The following is a 13,022-nucleotide window of genomic DNA, read 5'->3' as shown; positions in this document are numbered from 1 at the left end:
GCCCAGGCGCGGCGCGGCCAGGGCGGCGGGCGCGCTGACCTGCTGATTTTCAATCATGGTCTCGGAAGGGGATTTCTGCTGTGTTTCCAATTACTTGCCCTCTTTGTGAGGCGCGGCATCGTGAGGCGTTGCCTCGTCGTCGTCGCTAAGTGATTGAATTTGCTCGCCCTCTATGAGGCGCATCGGCAGGCCTTCGCCGCCGCCGCCAGGGCCGGTGTTGCCCATCTGGATGACCAGCATTCCGGCCGTCGCGCCCTGCACCTGGACGGCGGTCGGCAGTTTCTGGTGCACGTAAGGGGCAAGGTCCGACATGACCTTGCGGTGATACTCTGCCGCCTCGATCTTCTTGCAGCCCAGCGTGCGCGCGATGACATCGATCGGCGTCGCCACGATCTCGGCCATGGCAAGCAGCGGGTCGCGGCCTGTCGCCTGGATCAGCTTCGCCAGGTCGCGCGTGGTCTTGTTGCGCGCGCCCTTGGGCCGTCCCGGCCCGGTGCTGACCGTGCGCCCGTCCGTCAGGCGCAACGCGCCGAACACGCTCTGCCCGGCGAACAGCTCGTTCTGGATCGGCGCGCCTTCGCGCTCGGCATCGATTTTTTCCGAGAGCCCGCGCGCGCTCTCAGACAGTCCCAAAGCGGCGTCCAAGCCGCGATCCTTGTCGCCGGCCATTATCTGCCCCCTTTTTTATCGCTGGAACGCTGGAACACGGCGCGTTCCACCGCCATGTTCCAGCCAACCCATTCATTTCCCTTATGAATTCCATGGTTGGAACGTTGGAACACTGGAACATGCGTTTCCTCATACGCGCGCGCGCGCGAGGCTATATATGCGGTTCCAGCGTTCCAGCGTTCCATGCGGCTAATTTCCCTGTCTTTTCAGTGTATTAAGCTGGAACCGGCATTGCCCTGCCTTGTGTTCCAGCGTTCCACCCGGCCCCAGATCAGGCCTGAAACACCCGTGGTTTCTTCCTTGCTGATCATGGGTGAGGGTGAGGGCTGTCACGTTTCCCGCGCGGTTTTTCGCTGCCAGGGGGCGCGGGGCGCGGGTCGTGAACGTGGTCAAGCGGAAGCACCGACGCGCCAAAGGCGCGCCGGTGTGGTCTATACTGCGTAGAATGTGATGGGGCATCATGACCGCGCCTCCTCATCGGTCACGATGATGTCTTTCAGCGCGAATGCGGTGCCGCGCTTCTTCTCGCCGTGGATCCGCGCCGAAGCGTCGCGCCAGATCTCATCCGGTGCCATGCGCAATGCGCCTGACCAGACGCCGGCGGCCAGTTCGCCTGCCCATTTCGAGCCCTGGAACAGCTGGTGCAGCAAAGGGTGCTGGTTGGGCACCAGTAGCTCGAAGTTCGGGCATTCCTTGGTTGGTTTGAGGAGCGTCAGCCCGGTTTGCTCGAGGAGCTTGCGCGCGGTTTCGTATTTCAGCGCCTCGGGGTCGCTGATATCGCCCTCGAAAAAGTCGGTCAGCACTTCGCCAACCGTGTGCCTGGTGCCGCCGCGCCAGGCCTCGATGCGCTGGCTCATGATGTGAGACAGACAAAGCCGCCAGTTTGCCGATGCATCGTCATACTCGGCAAGGCGGCTCACCTCGAGGTCGTCGCGCCAGGCGTTGAAGTTTTCGGCATTCGGGCCGATCTCCAGGCCAAGGGCTTCGGCGTCATGGTCAATCACCAGGTCGGCCGCCGCCATCAACGTGCCGAATGTGTCCTGTCCCCGGCCGTCATGGCCGCAATCGGCCAGGAATTCGCGCCAGGCGGTGAACGTGGCGTCCCATCGGTGCCAGTTGTCGATAAGCCTGCGCTGCATCTGCCGGCCGAGCTCCACCAGCTCATGCTCGGGAATGACCGGCCGCACCGCACCTTCCTTGTGCGGTTTGAGGCGCAGGAGCGCAGAACGGGAAAGGTCCTGCGGGTCCATCGGCGGCGTATTGATCATCGAGAACAGGTAGGAGGATCGACCGAAAAACTTGGTGCCGCGGTGGTTGTCGCCACCGCGGTGCATCGGCGCGCCCGAGCACGACAGACGTGCAAGTTCGATCACCGCCTTTTGCTTGCGGGTGTCGTTCTTCGCCTCGAATTCGTCGATAGCCACCGGCAGGCAGTCGAATTTCAGTTCCTGGTAGATGCCGGCGGCCGTGGTGTCGCCGGTCTGCACCAGGCCCGAACCGAACAAGCCTTTCAGATCCGCATGGATCGAGCTTTTACCGGATCCCTTATCGCCCTGGATAAAGCATTCCGGCCGCCAGCCCAGCGCACCGCCAAGGCGGGCGGAGGCAATCCAGCCGATGAGCAGGATAGGATCGAGCCGTGGCCGGCTCCAGTTCCAGCATTGCAGATGCGGCAGGAGTTGGAGGGCGGGGCCTTTTTTGCCCGCCATGGGTTCGGGCCAAGGCGTTTCGATCGGCGGCCTGGTCGGATAAATCATCCCCTCGAGCTCGCCCAGCGGTTCTTCCTTGAGGCCGGTGCCATGCTGCACCAACAGGCGATCACCGCAATGCAGGATCAACTGCCCTTTTCGGCCGCGCCAGGTTCCCCGGCCGCGCACGCGGTTGGCTGCTGACCAGCTGCCTTTGCGCGCGCAGGCTCCCATGAGGATCTCGCGCACCTTCTCCGGCCGCCAGCTGGTGACAAGCCCGTCCGAATTCTTGCGGGGAAAGGCCCAATAGAGCCAATAGTGACGGCCAAGGAACAGGCTGTTCAAGGGTCCCTGGCCGAATTCGCTTTCGCGCAGCGAGCGCATTTGTCCGATGGTGTCGAGAAAGTGATAAACGCCTTCCTCGGTTCCGAGCGGCAGCACGGGACAGCCTGGCGGCAGGCCAAGTTCATCGGGCTTCCAATCGCCAGGCGGTGCGCCGTCCAGCTCGTGACCGGGAAGGGGATCTTCCCGGCCGATCGAGCTGACACTGCGGACGTCTTCCTCCTCGAGCGGGTCCGTGCCGAGCACGGCCGCCGCCACTTCGGCGAAAGGGTTGTCGCGCGTGGAGCCGGACGCGGATCGAGGATCCGCGCCCTGGTTGGTCTGATCTGCCATGCCGTGCTGCTTTGTGCCCGAAGGTTATTTCTTGTCGTCTTTTTTCGCTGCGCCGGCGGCCTTGTCGCCGGTCACCTTCGTTTCTTCGGTCTCTCCCTGGGCATCCTTCCCGCCGGCGTCAGCGGCAGTATCCCCGCCTGCCTCGTCAGGTTGATCAGAAGGCGCAGCTGTAGGTTTGCCGGCTTTCGGATCGGCCGCCGGCGGAGTTTCCCCGCCAGTTCCGTTTCCGTCATCGGGTTCTTGGGTCTGGGTGTCAGCCTCGGTTCCGCCTGCACCGGCGGGGTCATCCTTCGCAGGAGCGGCACCAGGCGCATGATCTTCCTCCGGGTCGGGTTCATGGAATGGCTCGAGGGCGACCGCGACGGCCCGGAAGACCTGGAAGAACGCGCCGATGCCTTTCGGTGCGTGGTGCAGGGTCGCGAAGGAGAACCGTTCTCCAATCATCTCGGCTGTTTTGCGCGCCAAAGTTTCAGGCGGCGGAAAACTTCTGTCCCGTGCATAGGAATAAAGGTCCAGATATGTGGTGTTTCCCGGAAACGGGCGGGGTGTCTCGTCGCTGATGTGGCCCCAGGCGGCCATGGCCGTCTCGAAGGCCAGAGTGGCAATGTCACTGTGCTTCATGTCTTTCGTCTCCGTTGGGTGGTTCCCGGCGGCGCTCCAGGCTTCGCGTTGTCGAGCTGCGGAAGTCGGCCGTGCCTTCACTTCACCGCATCGAGCGCCGCCGGAATGGGCTAAGCCTCAGCAGCCAGGCGCTCGCGCAGGGCGTAGCCTTCAAGCGGCCAAATCTGACGAACGGCGTCCTCGTAGGCGAATTTCCTGCCCAACTCCGCGTCGAAGTTTCCCGGGTCCGCCGGGGCGGTTTTGCCGATGACCACAAAGCCGTTCTGCATCTTGACGAAGCAGACAGTCATGGTCGGTTCCAGATGCGGCGCGTGAAACTCCACCTCGGCAATCTTGGCCTTGATGCTGTCCAGGCTCACACGGTTCGGCGTCTTCTGCACCGCTGCTGCGGCGGCGTCTGTTGCTTCCAAACTGTCCATTCTCATTCTCCTTTCACCAGGTCGTTGAAGTCCTTCCCCCGGGGCGAGCGCGCAACGCGCACTGGCCGGCCGGAAGCTCTCAGCTGCTCGAGGCCCTGCGCGAGCGCGCGCTGTGCCTCGGGCTTGTTCCAATCGTTGTCTGCCGCGACGATGATTTCGGAGACGCAATCCATGATCGGGACCAGGCCGATATTGCCGAGCGTGCAGGCGGCCCAAACGCGATGCGAGGGCAGGGCAAGCGCCAGCGTCAAACCGTCCTCGATGCCTTCGCAGATGATGAGCGGGCAGGCCTTGCCGCGCTTCACCGCCTGTTCCGGGGTCAGGTTGTCGCCACCCTTGGAAATGCGAATGACGGCACCGCGCCAGCCGGCGGGCCATATCTTGCGCGGCTTGTTCTGTTTCGGATCCGGGAAAAGAGCCTTGTCGCGGCCGTCCGGCTCCAGCCATGTGCGATGAATGCCCCAGCATGTGCCATCCGGGCCGGTCAGATGGGCGATCAGGCAGGGCCGCGCGATCAGCTCGCCGTCCGCTGTGCGGTAATCGTGTTCGGCGGCGAAGCGCAATGCGCCGGATACGGGCTTTCCGCGCATGTCGAGACCACGGGCGCCACGCCAATAGCGATCGAGCACTGACCCCTCGAAACCCTCGCCGGTATCGATCGGCCGCGCCTGGAGCCAGAGGCCCAGCGCCGCCTTGCGGCGCTTGGCGGTAATTGCGGCCTCCTCGGCCGCGCGGCGCTTTTCGTCGGCGCGCCGCCTTGCCTCAAGGCGCGCCTGTTCTTCCTTGGTGGGTGCAGGCGCGCCAGGCTGAATGCCGAGATAGCGAAGGCACCAGCGCCGTGTCACGCTGTAGTCGGAAAGGCCCTGCGCATACTGCACCAGCTTGATGACATCGCCGGTTGCCCCCGTCGCCTCATCTTTCCAGATGCCCTTCGGTTCCTTGATGCGGATCCAGAAGCTGCCGCCGTGCTTGTCTGCCCGGGCAGGGTTGCGGCCAATCCAGTAATCGCCATTGCGGCGGCCATCCGGCACCAGGGCGCGGGCGAGCTGCAAGATATCGTCCTCGAGGCGCTTGCGGATCTCGCCCATGTCGATGGTGGGGGCTTCGGGCGCGTGGGTCATGTCAGCACCGCCTCAAGCCTGGAAAGCAAGGCTTCGACGCTCTGACGGTCGCGCGCATCCTCCATCCGGCTACATGCCGCGCAGACGCGCTGCCGGGGCCGGCCCAGGGCACGGGCAAGCCGGCTTGCCGGAATGCCGATGGCGGTAACGGTCAGGTAGAGCGCGCAATCACGGGCAATGCGCGTCTTGCGCCGGCGCATCGTGCCAGGTGTGGCGCGGCTCACGATGTCAGAAAACGAAACGCCGGTGGCACCGGCCATCAGCTGCGCCACACGATAATACGCGGCAAGCGCCGAAGCGAGATCCGCGTTGCCGGAGATCCGCGCGCGACGCCGGCGCATGGCGCGCTCGGCCCGGCGATCTGCCGGCGGCCGGCGCGTGCCGGCGTTGGCGAAGGGCCTCGGCTTGCGGTTCTTTCTCGGCCAGTTCTGCTTGCGCGCCATATCGTTTCCAACAAAAGAGGCGGGCCAGCCGGCACTATGGGCGGAATGCCCGGCCGGCCCGCCAGACAGCCGACGGAGACCCCTTCGTCGGCTATGGGGAGGCAGTCAAAAAACGCGAATACGCTACGCTTACGCTACAAATCGGTGTCGGCCGCTGGCGGCTCCTGGGGGCGGCCGCCGGCGGCAAAGCGCGCCATTGCCTGGCGCAGTTCTTCCAGTGGCCCGGCAATGGCTGGTGGCAGGAGGCCGTTTGCATCGCGAACGGCCATCAGGGCGGCTTCCCGGTAGTGCACCAGGGTTTCGCCAGGATCGAATGCCGCCCGGCGGCAGGCATCGCGAAACACGTCCGCATATTTCAGCATCACGCCATCGGGGCAGCGCAGGAGGATATCGGCCCGCGCGCGGTCGTCGGCGGCATTGTGCATCTGCTCGATGATGGGGAGGAGCGTGTTCATCGGCATTCACTCCGCCAACCCGGAAACCCAGGACACGGCGGCCCGCTCGGCCTGCTGTTCGAGCACGGCATAGGCAAACATGCCGATGCCGGTGAAGCAGAACAGCCAGGCGAAAACGAGAAAGCGACGATGCGGGTTCCTGTCCTGTGTCATGCGGCTTCCTTCCGTGCAGCCCGGCGCGCCTTCTTGAGCGCTTCATAGGCTTCCCTCAGTCGGGCCACCGTGAGAGGTGCTTTGCCCGGGCCTGCGACAATCGTCACAATGGGTTCCTGTCCCTGGCGCTCATCCCAGCGAAATTCGATCAGCTCCGCGCCCGAATGTCCGCGCTTGCGCAGCTCGAGATTGATGACGCCGGCCATGGCCTCCATGAAGCGGGTTTGTGTCGGATATTGCGGGGAAGGGCTGTCGGCGACGGCGATCATGGCTGTTCACCCCGCGCGATTGCCTCGCAGCAGACGCGGCAGACGCGCCGGGTCTCGATGCGCTTGCCGTCCGCGCTGCGCCGGCTCTCGGCGCGGATCCGCTCGCCCTTGTCGATCGGTCCCCAGCATATGCTGCACAGATGGTTTTTCCGCGCGACGACGAAACGGTTCGTCAACGGGTCTTTGCCGTCGCAAACCAGCTTGTAGGACAGCACCGGATCGTTCAGCCAATCCATTTGACCACGGCGGGCGCGGCGCGCCTCGCTCATTTCGGGGGACCAGGTCATGAGCCCTTCCTCCGCACCTCGAACTCGAACGTTCGGCTTTGTTCGTCGAGGCGCATCATCAGATAGCAGCCGCCCGTGCCGTCGATCTCGCTCACCGGCAGGTCGACCTTGCCGCCAAGCCGGTTGATGAGCACGATCAGAAGCTGATCCTTCATGGCATCGATCGCCATATAGTGCTCGGCGGATAGGTCGGAGACCTTCATGCGCTGTCCCTCGCTGTGTCGATCTGCACCTGGCGCTCCATGGCGATGACCAGTTCCACCTGGCGGCGTGTCGTCGAATAGGGCCGGGTGCCGCGCTTGATGCCGTAGGTCACTGTGCTCTCGGAAATCCCGGCACGGCGGCACATCTCTGCTCTGCTAATGCCGAGCTCGCGGCGCTGTCGGTCGATGTCTTTCCACCAGCTCACAGCTGCACCTCCTATGTACAAATGTGAAAAGCTGTGATTTGGATAAAAGTGTCAAGTGAAAATACGGCCAGATGTAATGTGGAGTAGGCCAAAGCATGCTTGCGCGCATGGAAGACTTTGTGGAAAACACTCGGCGCAAGCAGATCGCATGGGTTCGTGCGATCATGGATTATCGCCATTGGAATGCATCGAGGCTTGCCCGTGAGGGGAAGTTTTCACACTCGACGCTTTCAAAGTTCTTCAATGATCCGCTGAATGTCGCGCGCCTGGAAACGGCGATTGTCGAGAAGATTGCGCGCGTCGGCGGCATTCCTCCATATCAGACGCAACCGCCCCAAGCGGCGCGAGGCGTGGCGCAGGGTGAGGCTTCTGCCTATAGGCCTGTTCCGGGTGATGGGCTTGGTGATGCAGTGGATGCCTTAAGCGCAGGCTCAAACAGCGCTGAGGCTTGGGTTTTGCACTCGCGTGCTCTTGAAAGCGCGGGCTATTTGCCCGGTGACGTGGTTGTTGTGGATCGGAACGCGGATCCTCGGCCAGGTGATGTTGTCTGTGCCGTTGTCTATGACAAGACGGGGCACGGTGAGACCGTGGTGCGGTTGTTTGAGCATCCGTTTCTGGTCTCGGCGACGCTGGATCCCGAATTGCTGCGCCCGGTGCTGATTGATGACGATCGCGTAGAAATTCAAGGCGTCGTCACGGCGTCGGTTCGGCCGCGCAGGGTCGCCTAAGCGTCTTCATTGAATTGGGTTTTGGGATATCCGGCGGCGCCGTGCTTGGCGTCACCGGTTTCACGTGTGTCACATTTTCACGTGAAATTGCTTGACGAAATGTGAAGCAAGTAACATTCTCGCCTCGTTTTCATCCATGAAACGAGGTGATTTGCGATGAATGAAGAAGCAAAAGCGTCGATCTCGTCACCGGCGGTGCTTACCGCCGCCGGCGTCGCCCGGCTGCTCAATCTGACAGACGGCTATTTCCGCAACCGTCGCGCCGAGCTCGAGGCGTTCGGCTTCCCCAAAAAGCTTCCTGGTCTCAATGCCTGGTCAAAGGCGGCGGTGATGCGCTGGATTGCGACCAACGGCGAAACCTATCTGCCCGGAAAGGCGGAGGCGCAAATCGGCGGCGCCGACGAACGGCTGGAAATCAGCGTCGCCACACGTGCCCTCGAAGACGAATATGCGGGAGGCCGGCCATGAATGAGAGGATTTTTGTTCCCGCCGACGATGAGGATGCTCTGGCGGATGCTTTGTCTGCCAAGTCACCGGTCGTTCGTTGTATGGCCCGTCTGAACGCGACCGGCATCGTGCGCACAATTGAGACTTGGGCGGAAAGCGAGATGGCTCGCGGTACGACAAGGTCGCAGCTGATTTCTGCACTTGCTGACGTGCAGGTGCAGACCTTCGCAAGCCTCACCGCGCAGCTTTTGCCTGCGGACACTGACCGCTCAATGATCGAATACTACTGCGAGTTCGCAAGAATTCGGATGCAGGAAAACATGAGCGCCACCCGTCTGCTATTGGCGGAGGCGGCGTCATGATGTCCTTCATTTCCGACAAGCCTGCGCATGTCATCGCCAGGCCTTCCGATCTCACAAGCGGCCAGCGCAAGGCATTGCAGATCCTGCGGGATTACCGGGTGAAGCGCGTGAAGGGCGGATGGCAAGCGCCCGGTTCGCCCAAGGTCACGCTGAGCACGGCCAAATATCTTCACTTCAAGCGCCTGGTTATCCGCAAGGATGATCGCGGCCAGCCGCGCCTGGAAGTCACCCAGGCCGGGCGCGATCTGCTCGACGTGGCAGAGAGCAGGGGGCAGGGATGAGGGGGCGCATTCAATCTCTCAACAACTGGACGCCCAAGCGCGCCCACACCTTCGCAATGCGCCGCATCGAAAAGATCAGGCATTTGCTCATCGAGATCGGCGCCGCCTATGGCGACGTTGACGAAATGGTCGTCCAGGAAGCGGATCAGCTTCTTCACGGCGCTTTCGTCGACCTTGAGGAGGCGCTTGACGATGCGCTGGCGGAAGGGAGGAAGCTATGAAATCCCCGGATCGAAAATCCCTTCTCAGAAACTGGCGCAGTCTCTCGCCGGCGATGAAGGCGGCGCTTGATGAAGCGGCCGACGCGCCTTTGCGGCGCCAGAGGCATGGCTGGTCGAGCAAGGGCTTTGGCGGCCATGCACCTGGCACGGTCGAGGCCCTGCACCGGCGCGGCCTGCTGCATATCGATCGCCTCGCTGGATGCGCAGGTGTCGCCCGGATCACCAAGCTGGGCGGCCAGGTATTCGGAAGCGTCGGGGAGCCGGTGTTATGACCAGAGAGCAGAAGTTCACGCAATTTCGCCGCAAGCAGATAGCAGAGCTGCGCCCCTATGTTCCCGGGGATGATCTGGAAGGCGTCAGCGTCGCGCCGGCTGATACGATTGCAGGCTCCCCAAAACTTGGCGACATGATTGCCAGAAACCCAAAGAACCACGAAGATTTGTGGCTCGTAGCCGCGCAGTATTTCTCCGACAACTTTGAGCCTGTCCCCGCCCTCACCGCAGGAGAGGAAGCGGGCGGCGTGAAGGTGAAGGCGCTGGAGTGGAAGCGCTACAGAAACGGGGATGCATATGCGGTCACGCCATTCGGCGACGTTTATACAGCCTACGCCGGTGGATATTGGCGGATAACTAAGCAAGGCAAGGCTGGCAAATTCATTCGCGCGGGGTTCGATGTTGCATCCGCCCAAGCCGCCGCCCAAGCCGACTATGAAAACTCCGTTCTCTCCGTCATCGAACCTACCCCTTCCCCCATCGTAGACGATGCGATGGTGGAGCGGGCAGCAAAACCGATATACCAAACTATTTGCGAAGCATTGCGAGATTTCGGGATAGCGGAAGATGTAGTGGCGAATGACCCTGAAGTGGCGAGCTCTGCACACATTACGGCTGTAGCCGTCCTCAACGCCGCTCTATCAGGAGCGCGGGAGGGAGGCGGCAATGCTCTGGACTGATTTTCTCCCCATGCTCGCCCTCGGCGCTGCTTGCGCTTTCCTTCTCGGCCTCGCCGTCACCGCCTTGGACTGGATCCAGGCGCGCCGTCAGCCGAAATCGCGGGGGCCGTTCGATGTCCGTTGAGGATCGGCGCGGCCGTCACCGTCTGGCCTGCATCGAGGCCGGCTTGTTCTTCGGCGTTGGCCTTGTGCTGGTGCTGGCTTCCGGGGCGCTCGCCGTCGCCGGCGTCCGAATTTTCCTTTAGGCGCGCAACCACACCCTCCGTTCCCTGCGCGCCTGTCGGGCGGCTCCTATTCCCCCAGGGCCGCCCGGCCACTTTGACAACCTCCAGGAGGCATGAACATCATGAACACTATGGGCAAAGTCATCATCAAAATTCCGCTGGTTACGTGGCGCGAAGGGCGTCCGCGGTTCTTCGCCAGCGCCGTGCATCGCCAGCTGGGCTTCAAGGGCGAGGATCTGCGCCACCCGGATGGGCGCTGGTATTCCGTGGACGAGGCTGTTGCCTGGTCCGAAGCCAAGCAGAAGGAAATCGCCTCCTGCCGCGCTGCAATCGCCGGAGGCGAAACCACGGCGCGGAAGACCAGGAACGCGGCCGAGCGCGCCAGGCGCGACGGCCTGGTTACCATCGGCCAGGTTTGCGAAACCTTCGTCGCCAGCCCGCGCATGCAGGGCAGGGAGATCGTGCAGGGCCGCAAGAAGCGCCCGCCGCTCGCGGACAACACAATCCGTTTCTACAGGGGCGCAAGTCGATTGCTGGAAGGGTTCGACCAGGGCCGCGTCTGGAATGAGGCGGCAGCGGCTCTTACCCCGCGTGCGCTTGCCGGCATCCTGGACAAGATAGAGATCCGGCACGGCCTGGCTCAGGCGAGGGCGGTGCGGGCCTTCCTGTCCGTCGCTTATGGGCACGGCCGCAAACAGCACCTGGTGGCGCATAATCCGGTGGAAGGCCTGGAAGAGACATTGCCGGTCCTCGAGGAGCGCGTGCGGCCGGCGAGCGTCGCGGAGTTCGAGCATTTGATTGCCGTGGCCGATGCGCTCGGCCAGCCAGATTTTGCCGATGTGGTTTGCGCCGGCCCCTGGACCGGCCAACGGCAGAATGACCGCTTGTCCTTGCCTGCCGATCGCATCAGCGGTGAAGGTTTGATGTTCTCTCCCTCGAAGAAACGGGCAGTCAGGCAAAACCTGTTGATCCCGCTTGCTGGCCGCCTCGAGGCGAGGCTTGCGGCGGCGCGAGCCAGGCGCAAGGCCTGGACGGTCGTTCCGACAACGCTGTTTGTGTGCGAGCGCACCGGCCGGCCCTGGGCTGCCGACTGGTATCGAAAGGTGTTTCGCGTTCTGCGCCAAGTGGCAGCAACGGGCGATATCGAGCGGGATCAGGCCGGCGCGGTCACCAAGGACGCGGCCACACTTCTTGCCGGTGTCGACGTGCCGGCCGTCCTGGCGGCGGCCGGTTTGCCTGCCATGCCATCGATAGCCACGCTGCGCGACCAGGACCTGCGCGATACGTGCATGAGCTGGTTGGCGCTCGCCGGCTGCGACCGCTTCGAGATCGCAGGTTTTTCCGGCCATGCCTTCGGCCAGTCCGACAAGGTGCTGCGCCACTATGTGGCGATACCGCCAGAGTTCGCCAGGCGCGGCATGGAGAAGCTGGAAGGGTGGTATGCGCGGCAGGCGCAGGAAGCCGGCCAGGAAGCAAAGGGATGAGGGTCTACAGCCGGAGGGCCTTTCTCTTGCTGCCAGAGGGCGTGCTGTTCTGCAAAGGCGTCAAGTGGGCGTTTGGAGAACTGCTCGTTAAGGGCGAGACGCTGCGTTTGAAAGAAGATTACCCTGGTGATTTCTTTTACAGAAACCTTTGCGATATTCAGAGCTTTGACGGGGGAGAATGGTTTGGGCGTCTTGAAGCGATGCTGGACGACAACGCCAGCTTCCCGATCCAGGAATGCTATCAGCGTGACGGATGCTTCAACGAAGAAGATGTGTTCCTGGTCTTCGAGCTGGATGACCTCCGGTGCCTGCGGGAATTGATAGATAAGGCCTTGGACCTTTCCGATTGACGATTTCAGCGCGTGAGAACATAGTAAGAACATGCGCCAAGTTTTCGATCATCGATTTTCGATAGACGCCTTTCGTGGTGGCCAGCTGGTCGCGCAGATCGCGACGGCCGAGCACATCTATGTGGCCTTCGCGGCCTATGATGCCGCGTGCCTGCACCATGACAATCCCGCAGATACGATTTACTTGCGGCAGGGCACGCGCATCATGCGTAGAAGCGACCGCCCGGAATGAAACGGGCGCTCGCCATAGCAAAGACTTCCTAATTTCAGGTGTAGGTCTGGACTAGTTTGCAGGTCATCCACAAAGACCACTGATCAACTTTTCCGTTCATCTGTCACTATGATTGACGCATTCTTAGCCGGGATGCAGCATTGCCATGCTTTTGGAGGCATGGGGAAAAGATGAAAGATCAACATAGTGAACTTCCGTCCTTACACATTACCGAAGATGCGGTTGAAACCATCGGCGGCCTGGTGACGATGCTGTCCTACGTTCATTCGGTCTCGAGCGCCGAAGACCGTGAAAGCCTGCACAACCCGATCGGCTACACGTTGAATGCCGTGCAGTGCCAGGTGAACCGAGCCAGGCGGGGTTATGAAGGCAGCTATGCGAGCCGATGGAAAAGGCGGGCGGAACAGGGGTAGAACGGCGAAAGCCCCACGTGGGGCGTGAGGCGGCCTCACGGTTGCCTCATGTTCTGGTCTTGTTCTGCCAGCATCTGCCGTAACTTATTGAAAAGATTGGTGGGTGATCACGGGCTCGA

General features: G+C 62.4%; 26 protein-coding genes. 13 read left to right on the top strand and 13 right to left on the bottom strand.

Annotated elements, in window-relative coordinates; genetic code table 11:
• Positions 1-90: 90 nt before the first annotated feature.
• The 13 genes from NA8A_RS04825 to NA8A_RS25045 all read right to left on the bottom strand — a co-directional run bounded on the left by NA8A_RS04825 (position 91) and on the right by NA8A_RS25045 (position 7,209).
• Positions 91-669, bottom strand: coding sequence for a hypothetical protein (locus NA8A_RS04825; RefSeq protein WP_009449509.1), 579 nt, complete (start codon positions 667-669; stop codon positions 91-93).
• Positions 669-854 (bottom strand): hypothetical protein, encoded by a 186-nt coding sequence (locus NA8A_RS04820; protein WP_009449508.1) that lies wholly within the window; start codon positions 852-854, stop codon positions 669-671. Before NA8A_RS04820 ends, NA8A_RS04825 begins: the two co-directional genes overlap by 1 nt.
• A gap of 273 nt (positions 855-1,127) precedes the next feature.
• Positions 1,128-3,032: a hypothetical protein gene (locus tag NA8A_RS04815; protein ID WP_009449507.1), complete on the bottom strand. Its 1,905-nt coding sequence runs from the start codon at positions 3,030-3,032 to the stop codon at positions 1,128-1,130.
• Between the two features lie 24 nt (positions 3,033-3,056).
• Positions 3,057-3,653 carry a hypothetical protein gene (locus NA8A_RS04810; protein WP_009449506.1) on the bottom strand — a complete coding sequence of 199 codons (597 nt, stop codon included), beginning with the start codon at positions 3,651-3,653 and terminating at the stop codon, positions 3,057-3,059.
• 110 nt (positions 3,654-3,763) lie between these two features.
• Positions 3,764-4,072, bottom strand: a complete 309-nt coding sequence (locus NA8A_RS04805) for a Gp49 family protein (protein WP_009449505.1) — start codon at positions 4,070-4,072, stop codon at positions 3,764-3,766.
• Between the two features lie 2 nt (positions 4,073-4,074).
• On the bottom strand, positions 4,075-5,193 hold the full coding sequence (locus tag NA8A_RS04800) for a DUF7146 domain-containing protein (protein WP_009449504.1): 1,119 nt from the start codon (positions 5,191-5,193) through the stop codon (positions 4,075-4,077).
• A complete protein-coding gene (locus NA8A_RS04795; RefSeq protein ID WP_009449503.1) occupies positions 5,190-5,636 on the bottom strand; it encodes a hypothetical protein in 447 nt (148 codons plus the stop codon). Before NA8A_RS04795 ends, NA8A_RS04800 begins: the two co-directional genes overlap by 4 nt.
• 134 nt (positions 5,637-5,770) lie before the next feature.
• Positions 5,771-6,091: a hypothetical protein gene (locus tag NA8A_RS04790; protein WP_074896563.1), complete on the bottom strand. Its 321-nt coding sequence runs from the start codon at positions 6,089-6,091 to the stop codon at positions 5,771-5,773.
• 6 nt (positions 6,092-6,097) lie between these two features.
• Complete coding sequence (locus tag NA8A_RS25050; protein WP_157174135.1) at positions 6,098-6,244, bottom strand: hypothetical protein; 147 nt, start codon at positions 6,242-6,244, stop codon at positions 6,098-6,100.
• A complete protein-coding gene (locus tag NA8A_RS04785) occupies positions 6,241-6,513 on the bottom strand; it encodes a hypothetical protein (RefSeq protein ID WP_009449501.1) in 273 nt (90 codons plus the stop codon). The genes NA8A_RS25050 and NA8A_RS04785 overlap by 4 nt, the downstream gene beginning before the upstream one ends.
• Positions 6,510-6,800, bottom strand: a complete 291-nt coding sequence (locus tag NA8A_RS04780; protein ID WP_009449500.1) for a hypothetical protein — start codon at positions 6,798-6,800, stop codon at positions 6,510-6,512. The genes NA8A_RS04785 and NA8A_RS04780 overlap by 4 nt, the downstream gene beginning before the upstream one ends.
• Positions 6,797-7,003 (bottom strand): hypothetical protein, encoded by a 207-nt coding sequence (locus tag NA8A_RS04775; RefSeq protein WP_009449499.1) that lies wholly within the window; start codon positions 7,001-7,003, stop codon positions 6,797-6,799. The genes NA8A_RS04780 and NA8A_RS04775 overlap by 4 nt, the downstream gene beginning before the upstream one ends.
• Entirely contained in the window at positions 7,000-7,209 is a 210-nt protein-coding gene (locus NA8A_RS25045; RefSeq protein WP_143087884.1) for a hypothetical protein, read from the bottom strand. Before NA8A_RS25045 ends, NA8A_RS04775 begins: the two co-directional genes overlap by 4 nt.
• Positions 7,210-7,304: 95 nt before the next feature.
• Between NA8A_RS25045 and NA8A_RS04770 the strand changes: the two genes are divergently transcribed.
• The 13 genes from NA8A_RS04770 to NA8A_RS04720 all read left to right on the top strand — a co-directional run bounded on the left by NA8A_RS04770 (position 7,305) and on the right by NA8A_RS04720 (position 12,903).
• Entirely contained in the window at positions 7,305-7,937 is a 633-nt protein-coding gene (locus NA8A_RS04770) for a S24 family peptidase (protein ID WP_009449498.1), read from the top strand.
• Between the two features lie 156 nt (positions 7,938-8,093).
• Positions 8,094-8,405: a hypothetical protein gene (locus NA8A_RS04765; RefSeq protein ID WP_009449497.1), complete on the top strand. Its 312-nt coding sequence runs from the start codon at positions 8,094-8,096 to the stop codon at positions 8,403-8,405.
• Positions 8,402-8,746, top strand: a complete 345-nt coding sequence (locus NA8A_RS04760; protein ID WP_009449496.1) for a hypothetical protein — start codon at positions 8,402-8,404, stop codon at positions 8,744-8,746. The genes NA8A_RS04765 and NA8A_RS04760 overlap by 4 nt, the downstream gene beginning before the upstream one ends.
• Positions 8,743-9,027 (top strand): hypothetical protein, encoded by a 285-nt coding sequence (locus NA8A_RS04755; RefSeq protein WP_009449495.1) that lies wholly within the window; start codon positions 8,743-8,745, stop codon positions 9,025-9,027. The genes NA8A_RS04760 and NA8A_RS04755 overlap by 4 nt, the downstream gene beginning before the upstream one ends.
• Positions 9,024-9,248, top strand: a complete 225-nt coding sequence (locus tag NA8A_RS04750) for a hypothetical protein (RefSeq protein ID WP_009449494.1) — start codon at positions 9,024-9,026, stop codon at positions 9,246-9,248. The genes NA8A_RS04755 and NA8A_RS04750 overlap by 4 nt, the downstream gene beginning before the upstream one ends.
• Positions 9,245-9,520: a hypothetical protein gene (locus tag NA8A_RS04745; RefSeq protein WP_009449493.1), complete on the top strand. Its 276-nt coding sequence runs from the start codon at positions 9,245-9,247 to the stop codon at positions 9,518-9,520. Before NA8A_RS04750 ends, NA8A_RS04745 begins: the two co-directional genes overlap by 4 nt.
• Positions 9,517-10,200, top strand: coding sequence for a hypothetical protein (locus tag NA8A_RS04740; protein ID WP_009449492.1), 684 nt, complete (start codon positions 9,517-9,519; stop codon positions 10,198-10,200). The genes NA8A_RS04745 and NA8A_RS04740 overlap by 4 nt, the downstream gene beginning before the upstream one ends.
• Positions 10,187-10,324 carry a hypothetical protein gene (locus tag NA8A_RS25040; RefSeq protein ID WP_157174134.1) on the top strand — a complete coding sequence of 46 codons (138 nt, stop codon included), beginning with the start codon at positions 10,187-10,189 and terminating at the stop codon, positions 10,322-10,324. Before NA8A_RS04740 ends, NA8A_RS25040 begins: the two co-directional genes overlap by 14 nt.
• The gene (locus NA8A_RS25645; protein WP_276274377.1) at positions 10,314-10,445 is read left to right on the top strand and encodes a hypothetical protein; all 132 of its coding nucleotides are present in this window, start codon (positions 10,314-10,316) and stop codon (positions 10,443-10,445) included. Before NA8A_RS25040 ends, NA8A_RS25645 begins: the two co-directional genes overlap by 11 nt.
• 101 nt (positions 10,446-10,546) lie before the next feature.
• On the top strand, positions 10,547-11,908 hold the full coding sequence (locus NA8A_RS04735; protein ID WP_143087885.1) for a site-specific integrase: 1,362 nt from the start codon (positions 10,547-10,549) through the stop codon (positions 11,906-11,908).
• Entirely contained in the window at positions 11,905-12,258 is a 354-nt protein-coding gene (locus NA8A_RS04730) for a hypothetical protein (protein WP_009449490.1), read from the top strand. Before NA8A_RS04735 ends, NA8A_RS04730 begins: the two co-directional genes overlap by 4 nt.
• Positions 12,259-12,289: 31 nt before the next feature.
• Complete coding sequence (locus NA8A_RS04725; protein WP_009449488.1) at positions 12,290-12,490, top strand: hypothetical protein; 201 nt, start codon at positions 12,290-12,292, stop codon at positions 12,488-12,490.
• A 170-nt stretch (positions 12,491-12,660) separates the two neighbouring features.
• Positions 12,661-12,903, top strand: a complete 243-nt coding sequence (locus tag NA8A_RS04720; protein ID WP_009449486.1) for a hypothetical protein — start codon at positions 12,661-12,663, stop codon at positions 12,901-12,903.
• Positions 12,904-13,022 lie beyond the last annotated feature (119 nt).

The organism is Nitratireductor indicus C115 (assembly GCF_000300515.1).
Taxonomy (GTDB): Bacteria; Pseudomonadota; Alphaproteobacteria; order Rhizobiales; family Rhizobiaceae; genus Nitratireductor; species Nitratireductor indicus.
The sequence above is the reverse complement of the archived record's forward strand: the minus strand, read 5'-3'. Positions and strand labels throughout refer to the sequence as shown.